The 14593-nt window shown below is 68.6% G+C and carries 11 protein-coding genes; 4 read left to right on the top strand and 7 right to left on the bottom strand.

Annotation, left to right across the window (positions count from 1 at the left end):
* Position 1: 1 nt before the first annotated feature.
* The gene (locus AC1DSZ_RS21925) at positions 2 to 337 is read right to left on the bottom strand and encodes a DUF3572 domain-containing protein (RefSeq protein ID WP_476840450.1); all 336 of its coding nucleotides are present in this window, start codon (positions 335 to 337) and stop codon (positions 2 to 4) included.
* 83 nt (positions 338 to 420) lie between these two features.
* Here AC1DSZ_RS21925 and AC1DSZ_RS21920 point away from each other — a divergent pair, with 83 nt between their 5' ends.
* A complete protein-coding gene (locus AC1DSZ_RS21920; RefSeq protein WP_188518694.1) occupies positions 421 to 792 on the top strand; it encodes a response regulator in 372 nt (123 codons plus the stop codon).
* Positions 793 to 806: 14 nt separating this feature from the next.
* The gene (locus tag AC1DSZ_RS21915) at positions 807 to 2186 is read left to right on the top strand and encodes a PleD family two-component system response regulator (RefSeq protein WP_476840449.1); all 1380 of its coding nucleotides are present in this window, start codon (positions 807 to 809) and stop codon (positions 2184 to 2186) included.
* Positions 2187 to 2614: 428 nt separating this feature from the next.
* Here AC1DSZ_RS21915 and rpmG read toward each other — a convergent pair whose 3' ends face one another.
* The 5 genes from rpmG to topA all read right to left on the bottom strand — a co-directional run bounded on the left by rpmG (position 2615) and on the right by topA (position 10607).
* A complete protein-coding gene (gene rpmG, locus AC1DSZ_RS21910; protein ID WP_188518692.1) occupies positions 2615 to 2782 on the bottom strand; it encodes a 50S ribosomal protein L33 in 168 nt (55 codons plus the stop codon).
* Positions 2783 to 2961: 179 nt separating this feature from the next.
* On the bottom strand, positions 2962 to 3714 hold the full coding sequence (locus AC1DSZ_RS21905; RefSeq protein ID WP_476840448.1) for an NUDIX hydrolase: 753 nt from the start codon (positions 3712 to 3714) through the stop codon (positions 2962 to 2964).
* Entirely contained in the window at positions 3711 to 4175 is a 465-nt protein-coding gene (locus AC1DSZ_RS21900; protein ID WP_476840447.1) for a DUF983 domain-containing protein, read from the bottom strand. Before AC1DSZ_RS21900 ends, AC1DSZ_RS21905 begins: the two co-directional genes overlap by 4 nt.
* Positions 4176 to 4367: 192 nt before the next feature.
* A complete protein-coding gene (gene rnr / locus AC1DSZ_RS21895) occupies positions 4368 to 6659 on the bottom strand; it encodes a ribonuclease R (protein ID WP_476840523.1) in 2292 nt (763 codons plus the stop codon).
* Between the two features lie 1224 nt (positions 6660 to 7883).
* Entirely contained in the window at positions 7884 to 10607 is a 2724-nt protein-coding gene (gene topA / locus AC1DSZ_RS21890) for a type I DNA topoisomerase (protein WP_476840446.1), read from the bottom strand.
* 494 nt (positions 10608 to 11101) lie between these two features.
* Between topA and AC1DSZ_RS21885 the strand changes: the two genes are divergently transcribed.
* Together AC1DSZ_RS21885 and AC1DSZ_RS21880 are read left to right on the top strand one after the other, a co-directional pair.
* The gene (locus AC1DSZ_RS21885; protein ID WP_476840445.1) at positions 11102 to 12061 is read left to right on the top strand and encodes an aspartate carbamoyltransferase catalytic subunit; all 960 of its coding nucleotides are present in this window, start codon (positions 11102 to 11104) and stop codon (positions 12059 to 12061) included.
* Positions 12062 to 12072: 11 nt separating this feature from the next.
* Positions 12073 to 13374 (top strand): dihydroorotase, encoded by a 1302-nt coding sequence (locus AC1DSZ_RS21880; protein WP_476840444.1) that lies wholly within the window; start codon positions 12073 to 12075, stop codon positions 13372 to 13374.
* On the opposite strand, the gene AC1DSZ_RS21875 is transcribed toward AC1DSZ_RS21880, so the two are convergent.
* Positions 13359 to 14453: an acyltransferase family protein gene (locus AC1DSZ_RS21875; protein ID WP_476840443.1), complete on the bottom strand. Its 1095-nt coding sequence runs from the start codon at positions 14451 to 14453 to the stop codon at positions 13359 to 13361. The genes AC1DSZ_RS21880 and AC1DSZ_RS21875 overlap by 16 nt on opposite strands.
* Between the last annotated feature and the right edge of the window lie 140 nt (positions 14454 to 14593).

Genomic DNA, 14593 nt, shown 5'->3' with positions numbered 1-14593 from the left:
TTCAGCCCTCGCGCAGGCCCATCGCGTTGGGCCCCGCCAGGAGGTCGCGCGCCATCAGGGCTTCTTCGGGCGGCCGCCCGGCATTGGCCGAGAAGGTCAGCAGCAGCGACTCGTCCGAAACGACATGGTCCAGCACCGCCACCAGGAAACCCGGTTCGCCGGCGGCCGAGCGCAGCGTATCCGGCGCGAGCCCGGTCAGGGCCATGAAGCGGTCGAGCCGCTCGGGCTCGGCCGCCAGAAAGCCGAGCGCCGAAACCGCCAGCGCTTCGGCCCCGTCGCGGTCGATTCTGGCGCCTTTACCGGACCTTACCGAACCAGGTTTGTGTTTCATCAACATGTGCGGGCTATAACCTCAGGCGACATTCCGGGACGCGTGGACGCTGGCGTTTCCGATTGTGGACGGCGTCCGGGGACATGCCAATGGCGAAAACGGTTCTGATCGTTGAAGACAACGAGCTCAACATGAAGCTCTTCAACGATCTGCTCGAAGCGCATGGCTATCAGACGCTCAAGACCGCCAGCGGCGTCGAGGCGATCGAGCTCGCGCGCCAGCATTCACCCGACCTGATTTTGATGGACATCCAGCTGCCGGAGGTTTCCGGCGAGGACGTCACCCAGTGGATCAAAAGCGACGAGGAACTTCGCTCCATCCCGATCATTGCGATCACGGCCTTCGCGATGAAGGGCGACGAGGAGCGGATCCGCCGCAAGGGCTGCGAGGCCTATCTTTCCAAGCCGATCTCGGTCGGCAAATTCATTGAGACGGTCCGGATCTACCTCGGCGACGCCTGAAGGGCCTTGTTTTCATGACCGCGCGTGTATTGGTCGTCGATGACCTCTTACCAAACGTCAAGCTGCTCGAAGCGCGGCTGACGGCTGAATATTTCGACGTCCTCACGGCGAGCAATGGCCCGGACGCCATTTCGATCTGCGACCAGGGCCTGTGCGACATCGTCCTCACCGACGTGATGATGCCCGGCATGGACGGCTTCGAGGTGACCCGCCGCATCAAGGCCAATCCGTCCACCGCGCATATCCCCGTCGTGATGGTGACGGCGCTCGACCAGCCCAGCGACCGCGTGAAGGGGCTCGAGGCGGGCGCCGACGATTTTCTCACCAAGCCAGTCAACGAGATCGCGCTGATCGCCCGGGTGCGCAGCCTCGTGCGCCTCAAGGCCGTGACGGACGAGCTGCGAAGCCGCGCGCTCACCTCGCGCGACGCCGGCATGGGCGATCCGCTCGTGCAGGCTGTGGCGGACACCGGCGTCAACGGGCGCATTCTGCTGGTCGACGACCGGCCGGGCTCGGCCGACAGGCTCATCGCGACGCTGTCCCAGCACCACATGGTGACGCTGGAGCCCAATGCCCAGCAGGCGCTGTTCGCGGCCGCCGCCGACGCGCCGGATCTCGTGGTCGTGTCCCTGGACCTCGCCGACTATGACGGGCTGCGGCTGTGCAGCCAGCTGCGCTCCGTGGAGGCCACGCGCCATCTCGGCATCCTGGCGCTGGCCGAGGCCGAGGACACGGGCCGGATCCTGCGTGGGCTCGATCTTGGCGTGAACGACTATCTGGTCCGCCCCATCGATCGTAACGAACTGCTGGCGCGCGTTCGCACCCAGGTGCGGCGCAAGCGTTATGCCGACCGGCTGCGCGACACCGTGCACGCCACCATCGAGCTCGCGATCGTGGACGCGCTCACGGGGCTCCACAATCGCCGCTACCTCGACAGCCATTTCGGCGCGTTGGTGGAGGAATCGCTCAACCGCGGCCGCCCGCTCTCGGTGCTCGTGCTCGATGTGGACAAGTTCAAGTCCGTGAACGACACCTACGGCCACGACGCCGGCGACGACGTTTTGCGCGAATTCGCCCAGCGGGTTCGCAAGAGCCTGCGGGCGCCCGACCTCGTCGCGCGATTCGGCGGCGAGGAGCTGGTGGTCGTGATGCCGGACACGTCGCTCGAAACGGCCCGCCTGGCCGCCGAGCGGATTCGCGCCCGGGTGGGTGCCGATCCCTTCGCTATCCACAAGGGATCTCAGTTCATCCCTGTGACGGTTTCGATCGGCGTCGCCGCCACCGAGCGGGTGGACGACACGCCCGACACGCTGCTGAAAAGAGCCGACCAGGCCTTGTACCGCGCCAAGGAAACGGGCCGAAACCGCGTGATCGTGAGCCCCCGCGCCGCGTGACCGGGCGATAGCGGTCGAAGAGCCCGCCCTTTACCTTAATGACGAGTAAACGGCGTCCACCCTCCGGGAGCAGTGGACAAGCGCGGCGCTTGGGATAATCTCTGGGCACGGAACGAGACGCCAGCGACCGTCAGGTCGCGGTCCTCGTCACGTCTACCCCTCGGAATGCTCAGGTCCGCCGCATCTCCTGGGTCCCGTGGGGTTCGGCCGGCACGGAAATGGACGGAGTGGCCTCCTCGCGGTCCATTTCCGGCCGGCCACCTTTCTCGAAATCCTCATCGCGATTCTGGCCGGCCGGCGCCTTCGGGCGACCGGCGTTTCGCCGTTGGGCGCGTCATCCACAGGGGAAACCGGGCCTCAACAGCAAAAAGCCGCCCGGTGGGGCGGCCTTGTCGTCTCAGGCGAGGGGCGTCCGGGGACGCCGCGGCTCACTTGATCTTGGTTTCCTTGAACTCGACGTGCTTCTTGGCGACCGGGTCGTACTTCTTCTTGGTCAGCTTGTCGGTCATCGTGCGCGAGTTCTTCTTCGTCACGTAGAAGAAACCGGTGTCGGCGGTCGACACGAGCTTGATCTTGATGGTGGTCGCCTTGGCCATGGCGGTCGTCCCTTGTCGTGATGCCGCCGGCGCGGCGTGCGGTTTGAGGCGGTTTGAGCCCTAGGGGCTCGACCCTCATCAACCCGTGTCCATGAAAGAAGCGGGCCGGTCCAGGGACCGGCCTCGTGTGCCGCGCAACCTACGCATCGCGGCCGGGATGTCAAGGCGGATAAGCCTTGCTACAGCTCGTCCCGGCGGAACTTGCCCTGCACCTCGTAGTAGAACGGCACCGGCATCCACGGGGCGAGGCCGCCGTCGAGGCGGGTCTGGAGCTCCTTGAGGATCACGCCCGTGATGGTGGGCAGGTCGAGCTTCTGGGCTTCCTCGAGTTCGACCCAGACGAGCTCGACCAGCTCCGAGTCGGGGCCGACCACGCCGTCGATGCGGTGCGCGATGTCGGCGGCTTCGGCGGCAAAGAAGCGGGTGTCAAAGCGCTTGGGCCGGCGCGGCGGCGTGATCGCGCGGGCGATGAAATGGAGGTTCTCCAGCGTCGGGAACACGCCATGCGCGGCGAATTGCGACCAGACGCCCTCGGGCGCCCCGTCCGGCGCGCCGTGGTCGGTCGTGCCAAGCAGCAGGCCGGTCTCCTCGAAGGTCTCGCGGATGGCGGCCAGCGCCAGCGCGCGGGCGCGGCCCTGCGTGGCGCGCTGCACCCGCGCCATCAGGCGCTCCTCGACCTTGGCGTCGAGCGCGCCGGCGGCGGCCATGCGGCGATCCCCGGCCTCGATGCGCCCACCCGGAAACACGAACTTGCCGGGCATGAACTTGTGGCCCGCATGGCGGCGGCCCATCAGCACCTTGGGCGAGGGGCCCTGGCGATCCAGCAGGATCAGCGTGGCGGCGTCTTTGGGGCGGACATTCGGCCACTTCCGCTCGCGCTCGGCGCTCGTGAGGGTGACGACATGCGCGTCGCTCTTCAGGGCGTCGGTCATCGGGCGTGGTCCCGATGCGGCTGCAGGACCGGCAGGTCGTCGCCGTCCGGCGTCGCGCTGAAGCCATGCATGCGGTTGGCCCATTGCAGGCCGACGATCGCCCCCTTGATGGGCTGGATGATAGCAAAGGACAGCGCAATCACGAGCAGAGGCCACAGGACGACGTGCCACATGAGCGGCCAGTCGCCATAGGTCTCGGCATAGAGCATGCCGCCGACCACCACGTGGCCGACGATGCTGATCGTGATGTAGGCGGGAAGGTCGTCGGCGCGGTGGTGGTGATATTCCGTCCCGCAGGCGTCGCAGCGATCCGCAACCTTCAGGAAGGCGCGAAACAGCTTGCCCTCGCCACAATGGGGGCAGCGGCCCCTGAGGCCGCGCCGCATCGCGAGGCCAAGGTCGCGCCGGGGGAGCGCATCGGGATCGGCCGGAACCGCGCCGTAGTGGTGGGTGTGGGTCATGGAGTTCTCGTTTTCAGGATCTCTCGTCTCGTCCGGGAAACCGCCGTTATCCCCGGCCGGAGCCGCGTAGCGGCGGAGGGAAAGGGGATCCAGGGGCCATTTGGCAGACGCGGCGCGCAGTCGCCTGGATCCCCTTCCCGGTCTGCTGCGCAGACCGCCGGGGATGACGGCAGGGTGGTGATCGATCGAGCGTCATCGCCGCACCTTGGCGGTTCCCTTGCGCCGGGCGCCGCCTTCGGGGCGCTCGGCGGTGCGGACGAAGGGGCGTGGGGCGGAGCGGCCGCGGCGGCCGCGGGCGCTTCCCTCGCGGCCTTCGGACAGCATCTCGAAGCGCAGCGCGCCGGCGAGCGGGGCGGCTTCCACGAGCTTCACCTGCACCTGGTCGCCCAGCCGGTAGGTCTCGCCGCTCCGGTCGCCGACCAGCGCGTGCAGGGCCTCGTCGTAGCGGTAGTAGTCCGCCCCGATCGTGGAGGCGGGCACGAAGCCGTCCGCGCCCGTGTCGGCGAGCTTTACGAAAAGGCCCGCCCGGGTGACGCCCGCGATGCGGCCGGAGAACTCCACTCCGACCTTGTCGACCAGGAAGTGGGCAATCAGCCGGTCGTTGGTTTCGCGCTCGGCCGCCATGGCGCGGCGCTCGGCGGCCGAGATCTTGGCGGCGATCTCGGGCAGGTCGGGAATCGTCGAATCCGGCAGGCCGTCTTTGCCGAAGCCCAGCGCGCGGATCAGGGCGCGGTGGACGATGAGGTCGGCATAGCGGCGGATCGGCGAGGTGAAATGCGCGTAGCGGCGCAGGTTGAGGCCGAAATGGCCGTAGTTCTCGGCCGTGTACTCGGCCTGCGCCTGCGAGCGCAGCACCACCTCGTTGATCAGCGTCTGGTGCTCGGAGCCTTCCACGCGCTTCAGGATGCGGTTGAAGAACTCCGGCCGCAGGGCGCCCTGCGCGGTGAGCTTGATGCCGATGGAGGCCAGCACCTCGCCGAGGCCGCGCATCTTCTCCAGCGTCGGCTCGTCATGGGCGCGGTAGAGCAGGGGGGTCTTCTTGGCTTCCAGCGTCTCGGCGGCGGCCACGTTGGCGAGGATCATGAACTCCTCGATCAGCTTGTGGGCGTCGAGGCGCTCGGGCGAGACCACCTTGTCGACCGTGCCGTCGGGCTTCAGCAGGATCTTGCGCTCGGGGAGGTCGAGCTCCAGCGGGCCGCGCTCGTTGCGGGCCCGGGTGGCGCAGTGGTAGGCGGCCCAGAGCGGCCTGAGGATCGGCTCCAGCAGCGGCGCGGTGAGGTCGTCGGCCTGCCCATCGATGGCGGCCTGGGCCTGCCCGTAGGAGAGCTTGGCGGCCGAGCGCATCAGCACGCGGTGGAAGCTGTGGCGCAGCTTGCGGCCGTCGGCGGCCAGCACCAGCCGCACCGCCAGCGCCGGGCGATCCTCCTGCGGGCGCAGCGAGCAGAGGTCGTTGGAGATGCGCTCGGGCAGCATCGGGACGACGCGGTCGGGGAAATATACCGAGTTGCCGCGCAGCAGCGCCTCGCGGTCCAGCGGCGTATCGGGCCGCACATAGGCGGCGACGTCCGCGATGGCGACGTGGACGATGAAGCCGCCGGGGTTCTTGTCGTCCGGGTCCGGCTCGGCATGGACGGCGTCGTCGTGGTCCTTGGCGTCGGCCGGGTCGATGGTGATCAGCGGCAGGTCGCGCCAGTCCTCGCGCGGGCCGAGCCTGGCGGGCTCCGCCTTGGCGGCTTCGTCCAGCACGACCTGCGGGAACTGGTTCGGGATGCCGTGCGTGAAGATCGCCACCATGCTGATGGCCTTCTCGCTCTTCAGCGAGCCCAGCTTCTCGCGCACCTTCGCGACCGTGGCGCCGAAGCGGCCCAGCTTGTTGATCGCCACCGAGACGAGGTCGCCATCCTGCGCGCCGTTTTCGTCGCCGGGCGGGATCGGGATCTCGCGGCCCTGCGCCTTCTTGTCGACCGGCGCGAGCCGGCCGCCGCCGCCCGGCATGGAGCGGAACACGCCGATCACGGCGGCCTGCGCCTTGTCGAGCACCTTGACGATGCGGCCCACATAGGCGCCGCCGCCCTCGCGGTCGGGCGAAAGACGCACGAGCGCGCGGTCGCCGACGCCCGGGACCTTGAGGCCAGGCTTGGGCTTGCGCGGCAGGTGGATGGTGATGCGCGGGATGGGGCCGAGGTCCTCCTCGTCCCATTCCACGGGCGCGGCGATGAGCTCGCCGTCGCGGTCGCGGCCGGTGATGTCGGCCAGCATCACGGGCGGCAGCGCGCCCGCCTTGGCGAGCGACTTTCCCCGGCTCTTCAGGGCGCCGTCGTCCTGCAGCTCCTTCAGCAGCGCCTTCAGGGCGATGCGTGCGTCGCCCTTGATCGAAAACGCCCGCGCGATCTCGCGCTTGCCGACCTTGTTGCCCAGCTCGCCCTCGGATTTGATGAAGGCGACGAGGTCCTCCTTGGAGGGGAGGCGGTCTCCGCCCTTCATGGCGTGGGGGTCTTTGGGCACTGGGTCGGTCCGGCTCTCTGGCGATTGTTTCACCCGTTATACATGGGGTTTCCGGGGCGGAAGTTCCATCGGAAGTTTTCGGGGCGCTACACTGGGGCAGTCGCCAGACGCAACTCCCTCCGTCATCCCCGGCCGGAGCGGCGCAGCCGGGGAGGGGACGGGATTCAGGGGCCATGGGCCTGAGTGTCGACCCGGTCCCCTGGATCCCCTTCCCGGCGCTGCGCGCCGCCGGGGATGACGGCGGAGGGTTTGCGCCTTTGAGGTGGGCATGCGTCCGCGTTCTCCGCCGGGGCGGAGGTGGGGCAAACTGGTGAGGGGACGCCGCGAGGCGTCGGTCCATCAATGGTTTTACGCGTAGGGTCTGGACGGACCGACGCCCCGCGATCGGCGATTTTGAACCTTTCCGACCCGCGCTCCTTCCTCAGGGCCGCTCCTTGTGGGCAGTAACCGCGAGGGTGTTAAGGTGGCCGCGTCCACAGCCCCACCGTAGTGTGGGGCGGGCGGGCTGACTGCCGGGTAATGGGGCGTTACCCCCACCCTCCGGCCGCTCCGGAAAGGCCTCCCGGGAGGGTGGGTCCGGTATCCCCACCCGCGCAGGCGCCGCGCCCCGACCCCGCTCTGGACCGCTCCGGAAGCGCTCCCCTCGTGGGTCGAGAGTAGGTGCAGGGTGCGGGAAACGGGGCGGAATGTCAAGGATTATTTTCTTATAACGCTACTCTCACCATCACCATGCCCTCATCCTGAGGAGCATCGCCCCTTGGCGATGCGTCTCGAAGGACGAGGGGGTCCAGGAGGCTGCACGGTGGAGCGCACTGAAGTCCCTCGTCCTTCGAGACGCAGGCCCAAGCGGGCCTGCTCCTCAGGATGAGGGGTTGGTGGGGGGGGGTGAAGCGGATCTCTGAGCCGGACCAGGCCTGAGCCCGTATAGCCGCAACCGCCTCGCCGTCATTGCGAGCGCAGCGAAGCAATCCAGGCGGTTGGGAGCAGCTGCGGCGCCGGGCGTAGCGCCCGGCGTCAGCTGGATTGCTTCGCTGTCGCTCGCAATGACGGCGAGGCGTTGATGGTTCGTCCATCCTCGCTGTCATCCCCGGCGACGCGAAGCGTCGGGAAGGGGATCCAGAGGTGAGCGCCTTTGCTTCTGGATCCCCCTTCCCGCGCCTGCGGCGCGCCGGGGATGACGGCGAGGCGCTGGGGACGGGCGCTTTATCCGGCGGCTTTGCGCTTGGCAGGGGCTGCGGCTTTGGCGGGGGCCTTGGCTTTCGCGGCGGCCTTGGCCTTGGCGGGCGGCTTGGCGCCGGGCGCAGCCTTGGTTGCCGAAGCTTTCGAAGTCGACGCCTTCGAAGCCGACGCCTTGGCGGCTGGCTTCTTGGCGCCTGCGGCCTTTTTCGCGCCCTTCTTGGGCGGGGCGGCGGCCGCGCGGGCGGCGATGAGCTCCAGGGCCTGCTCGAGCGTCACGGCGTCGGCCGCCATCGTCTTGGGCAGGGTGGCGTTGACGGAGCCATGCTTCACGTAGGGGCCGTATTTTCCGTCGTGCACCGTCACGGGCCCGCCGTCCGGATGGTCGCCGATGGGGCGGCCCGCCGTGGCGGCGCCGCGGCCGAAGCGGCCGGCGCCGCTTTCCTTGGCGACGATCAGGTCGATGGCGCGGTTGGCCCCGATGGTGAGCACGTCGTCGTCCTTGCCGATATTGGCGTAGACCTTGCCGTGCTGCACATAGGGCCCGAACCGGCCGATGCTGGCCAGGATCGGCTCGCCCGAGGTCGGGTGCTTGGCCACCTCGCGCGGCAGCGACAGCAGCGACACGGCGAAATCGAGGTCGATCGCGTCGCGCGGCGTGCCCTTGGGGATGGTCTGGCGCTTGGGCTTCTCGCCCTCGCCGAGCTGCACATATGCGCCGAAGCGGCCGTCGCGCAGGGTGACGTCGAGGCCCGTCGCCGGGTCCTGGCCGAGCGTCTTCACGCCGCCCACGCCGCCATCCGCCGAGGAGGCTTCGCCATCCTGGCCGCCGGCCGAGAGCTGGCGGGTGTATTTGCACTCGGGATAGTTGGAGCAGCCGATGAAGGCGCCGAACTTGCCGAGCTTCAGCGAGAGCTGGCCCGCATGGCAGGTTGGGCAGAGCCGCGGGTCGCCGCCGTCCTGCTTGGCCGGGAAGATGTGCGGGCCCATGATCTCGTTGAGCGAATCCAGCACCTCGCTGACGCGCAGCTCCTTGGTGCCGTCCAGCGCGGCCGAGAAATCCTTCCAGAAGCGCCGCAGCACCTCCTTCCAGTCGATCTCGCTGTTGGAGATGCGGTCGAGGTCGCCTTCGAGGCTCGCGGTGAAATCGTATTCGACATAGCGGTCGAAGAAGCTTTCCAGGAACGCCGTCACCAGCATGCCCTTGTCCTCCGCGTGGAGGCGCTTCTTGTCGATGCGGACATATTCGCGGTCCTTCAGCACCGCGAGCGTAGACGCATAGGTGGAGGGCCGGCCGATGCCGAGCTCTTCCATGCGCTTCACGAGCGAGGCTTCGGAGTAGCGCGGCGGTGGCTCGGTGAAGTGCTGGTTGGCCTCGATCTTCTCCTTGCGGAGGTCGTCGCCGGTCTTCATGGGCGGCAGGCGGCGGGAATCCTCGTCGTCGCCCTCGTCGTCCTTGCCTTCCTGGTAGAGCTTCAGGAAGCCGTCGAACTTCACCACCTGGCCGGTGGCGCGCAGCTCGAGGTTTTTCCCCCCGGCCTTGGCCGTGATGTCGACCGTGGTGCGCTCCAGCTCGGCCGACTCCATCTGGCTCGCGACGGTGCGGATCCAGATCAGCTCGTAGAGCTTCGCCTGCTCGGGCTCGAGGAACTTCGCCACCTGGGCGGGGAGGCGGCCCATGTCGGTGGGACGCACGGCCTCGTGCGCCTCCTGGGCGTTCTTCTGCTTGGTGACGTATTTGCGCGGCGTGCTCGGCACGTAGCGGTCGCCATATTCCTTGGCGATGGTCTTGCGGGCCGACGCGATCGCCTCGGGCGCCATGTCGACGCCGTCGGTTCGCATATAGGTGATGAGGCCGACGGTCTCGCCGCCGATGTCCGCGCCTTCATAGAGGCGCTGCGCCACCTGCATGGTGCGGGCCGGGGCCATGCCGAGCTTGCGGCTGGCCTCCTGCTGCAGCGTCGAGGTGGTGAAGGGCGGGGACGGATTGCGCCGGGCGGGCTTGGCCTCGACGCTCGCCACCGTGAAGCGGGCGGCGTCGAGGTCGCGCTTGAAGGCCTCGGCCTCCTCGCCCTTGCCGATGTCGAGACGGGTGATCTTGCGGCCGTCGGCGCCGACGAGGCGCGCCTCGAACAGCGCGTTGGCGGGCGTCGCCAGCGTGGCGACCAGCGACCAGTACTCGCGCTTCACGAAGGTCTCGATCTCGCGCTCGCGGTCGCAGACCAGCCTCAGCGCCACCGACTGCACGCGGCCAGCCGAGCGGGCGCCGGGCAGCTTGCGCCACAGCACCGGCGAGAGGCGGAAGCCGACGAGGTAGTCCAGCGCGCGGCGGGCCAGGTAGGCGTCCACCAGCGCCTGGTCGATCTGGCGCGGGTTGGCCATCGCCTCCTTCACGGCGTCCTTGGTGATGGCGTTGAAGGTGACGCGCTCGATCGGCACGTCTTTCAGCACCCTGCGGGCTTTCAGGGCTTCAAGGATGTGCCACGAGATGGCCTCGCCCTCGCGATCCGGATCGGTGGCGAGGATCAGGCGCTCGGAGCCCTTCACGGCCGACGCAATTTCGGACACGCGCTTGGACGCCTTGGCCTCGATCTCCCAGAGCATGTTGAAATCCTGCTCGGGATCGACGGAGCCGTCCTTGGGCGGCAGGTCGCGGATATGCCCGAACGAGGCGATCACCTCGTAGCCCGGGCCGAGATATTTGTTGATCGTCTTGGCCTTGGCCGGCGACTCGACGACGACGACTTTCATCTGAAACGCCTTTCACGACGGCCGCACATGCGCGCTCCGTCCAGCCCCCCGCAATCGGCGGCGCACGGTGCGCCGCCCAGCCCTCGCAAACTGTCAGGCAAGCTTTCTCTTCTCGCGCGGAAAGTGGGTCATCCCGCACGGCTGTGTCAAATGAGACGGCGGCGAGCGGAGTTCAAGACGGCCCGTGCGCGTCCATGGCGCCACAGTGTCGGGCGGATGCAACCGGAGCGGGTCTATATAAGTACATGCCTCCCGTCATTGCGAGCCGGAGGCGAAGCAATCCAGCCTAAAGGCCCGGCATCAGGCTGGATTGCTTCGCTGTCGCTCGCAATGACGGGAGGTTGTCGCAGCCCCGGCGCCCCCTCTGTCGGCTCCCGCCGCCATCTCCCCCGCTACGCGGGAGAGAGTTGCGCGCCCTGCCTGTTGATACAAGCCGGCGCCGCGCCGGCGCGGCTTGCCGCCTCGGCGGGCTGCGCCTATAGCAATGGCTTCAAATGACATCGCCTGCGCCCCGGCCCCGCTTTCCTCACCGGCATCTGCTCGGCATCGAGGGACTGACTCCGCACGACATCGCCGCATTGCTCGACCTCGCCGACGAGGCCGTGGACGTGTCGCGGCAGGTGGAGAAGAAGAAGGCGACCCTGCGGGGCCGCACGCAGATCAACCTGTTCTTCGAGGCGTCCACGCGCACGCAGTCGAGCTTCGAGCTCGCCGGCAAGCGGCTGGGCGCGGACGTGATGAACATGTCGGTCGCGTCCTCGTCCATCAAGAAGGGCGAGACGCTGATCGACACCGCCATGACGCTGAACGCCATGCGGCCGGACCTGATCGTGGTGCGCCATCACGCGGCCGGGGCGGTGCAGCTGCTGGCCCGCAAGGTGGATTGCTCGGTGATCAACGCCGGCGACGGCGCGCATGAGCATCCGACCCAGGCGCTTCTCGACGCGCTCACCATCCGCCGCAACAAGGGCCGCATCCGCGGGCTCGTGGTGGCGATCTGCGGCGACATCCTCCATTCGCGCGTGGCGCGGTCCAACATCATCCTGCTGAACGCCATGGGCGCCGAGGTGCGGGCCATCGGGCCGTCCACGCTGCTGCCGCCGGGCATCGACCGCATGGGCGTGAAGGTGTTCACCGACATGCGCAAGGGGCTCGCCGGGGCCGACATCGTGATGATGCTGCGCCTCCAGCGCGAGCGCATGAACGGCTCCTTCGTGCCGAGCGTGAAGGAGTATTTCCGCTATTTCGGCCTCGACGCCGAGAAGCTCGCTTATGCGCGGCCCGACGCGCTGGTGATGCATCCCGGCCCGATGAACCGCGGCGTCGAGATCGCGTCCGACATCGCGGACGGCGCGCAGTCGCTGATCCGCGAGCAGGTCGAGATGGGCGTCGCGGTCCGCATGGCCGTGCTCGAGGCGCTGGCCGGGCACCTGCCCAACCAGCCGAACCCGTGAGGCGGGAGCCCATGTCCGTATCCGCGCTGCAGCCGCTCGTGCTCGCCAACGGCGTGTTCCTGGACCCCGCCACCGGCCGGGAGGAGGGCGGCGACCTCATCGCGGACGCCGGCGTGATCCGCGATTTCGGCCACGCGGTGCGCGGCTCGCGGCCGGACGGCTGCAAGGTCGTGGACTGCCGCGGCATGGTGGTGGCCCCGGGCCTGATAGACATGCGCGCCTTCGTGGGCGAGCCGGGCGCGGAGCATCGCGAGACGCTGGCCACGGCCAGCCACGCGGCGGCGGCGGGCGGCGTCACCACGGTGGTGTGCATGCCGGACTCGAGCCCGGCCGTGGACGACCCGGCCGTGGTCGACTACCTGATCCGCCGCGCCCGCGACACCGCCATCGTGCGCATGCTGCCGGCGGCGGCGCTCACCAAGGGCCTGCATGGCGCAGAGATGGCGGAGATCCGTCTGCTGACGGAGGCCGGCGCGGTGTTTCTCACCGACGGCGCGCGATCGGTCACCAACGCCCAGGTGATGCGCCGGGCGCTCACCTACGCGCGCGACTTCGGCGGGCTGATCGTACACCACTGCGAGGATCCCGACCTCGTCGGCGACGGCGTGATGAACGAGGGCGAGCTCGCCAGCCGGCTCGGCCTGCACGGCGTGCCGCGCGAGGCCGAGACCATCATGCTGGAGCGGGACCTCCGGCTCGTGCGGCTGACGGGCGGGCGCTACCACGCCGCCATGATCTCCTGCGCGGACTCGCTGGCCATCATCGAGCGGGCGCGCTCGGAGGGTTTGAACGTCACCTGCGGAGTCTCGATCAACTCGCTGACGTTGAACGAGAATGACATCGGGCCGTACCGGACGTTCCTGAAGCTCTCGCCGCCATTGCGGCACGAGGACGACCGCCTCGCCATGGTGGAGGCGTTGGCCGAAGGCCTCGTGGACGTGGTGGTGTCGGACCACAATCCGCAGGACGTCGAGACCAAGCGGCTGCCCTTCGCCGAATGTGCCGACGGGGCGATCGGCCTGGAGACGATGCTGGCGGCGGGCTTGCGGCTGGTGCATGCGGGCGAGCTGGAGCTCGCCGCGCTGCTGCGCTCCATGTCGACCCGGCCGGCCGAGATCCTCGGCCTGCCGCAGGGGAGGCTCGCCAAGGGCGCGCCCGCGGACCTGATCGTTTTCGATCCGGAGGAGCCTTTCGTGCTCGACCCCGCGACGCTGCACTCGCGCTCCAAAAACACGCCGTTCGACGGGGCGCGGCTGCAGGGCGTCGTCCACCACACGGTGGTGGACGGGGCGCTGGTCTACTCGGCCGGCTGAAGCCGCAGCGGGCGCGCCTCGCGCCGGCTCTCCCAAGCCCGCAGGCGCCGGTTCAGCGCGGCCGTGAGGGGCGTCTCGAAGGCCAGGAAGCAGGCGAGGCCACCCGCCATCGCGGCGAACCCGGCCGCAGCCACGAACGCCCAGAGCGACACGCCGGCCCCGACCAGCGTCGTCCACGCGAAGGCGGCGGGGCGCAGGATGAAGGGCTGCAACAGATAGGTGCTGTAGCAGGCGTCGCCCAGCAGCACGCCGAGGCGGGCGATGCGGGTGGCCGTCGGGATCTGCGGCGCGAGCACCGCCATGGCGACCAGCGCGGCGGCCGGCAGCGAGATGGTCGCGAACCAGTCCAGCCTGAAGGATTCGCTGCTCGTGCTGGCGAAGATCGCCGCCACCGACGCGGCGCAAACCACCACGGCGAAGTCGGCCGAAACCCGCACCCCGGCCTTGAACGCGATCGCGATCGCGAAGCCGACGATGAAGTCGAGCGTCATCGCGGTGCCCCAGAACGACACGATTGCGGGCGCGCCCGGCGCCTGCGCGGCCGCGACCGTTCCGGCCAGAACCACGGAGGCGAGGCCGACGCCCCAGCGGCGCGGCAGCGCCAGGCAGAGCGCCAGCAGGGCGTAAAAGAAGAACTCGATGTTCATGGTCCAGCCGAGCGCCAGCACGGGACGCATCTCGCCGTTGGCGCGCTCGAAGGGAATGAAGAGGTAGGACGCCAGCACGTGCAGCGGCTCGGTGATCGGCACGTTCAGCAGGCTTGGGGCGATAAAGCCGCCCACGAGAACCAGAGTGGTCAGCAGCCAATAGAGCGGCACGGCGCGCACGAGCCGGCGCATGAAGAATTTCAGCGAGGACCCGGGCTGCGCGAAGGCGTCGTAGCTGGTTGACAGCAGAATGAAGCCGCTCATGACGAAAAACACGTCGACGGCCGCGGTCCAGCGATTGCTGACCTGCATGATCGGGGGAATGCCGAGTTTCTCGGCGATTCCGAATGTTTCGTGCGCGGCGTGGGACAGCACCACGAACAGCGCAGCAAGAGCTCGCAAAATCTGGATGTTCGAAAGGCGTCCGCTCATGGTGAACGTTCCGTTACGGCACAACCAAGCGCTGTGCGCAGGGTGCGTTGCATGGCGGGCGCCAGCAATACTCTTACGGGCACAGTGGTTGTATGCACGTTAAAGACGTAAAAGCACGGCGCGCATTGACGGAGGCGGCC

The organism is Alsobacter sp. P4_H11 (assembly GCF_056400925.1).
Note: the sequence above shows the minus strand (reverse complement) of the source record. Positions and strands in the feature narration are given on the sequence as shown.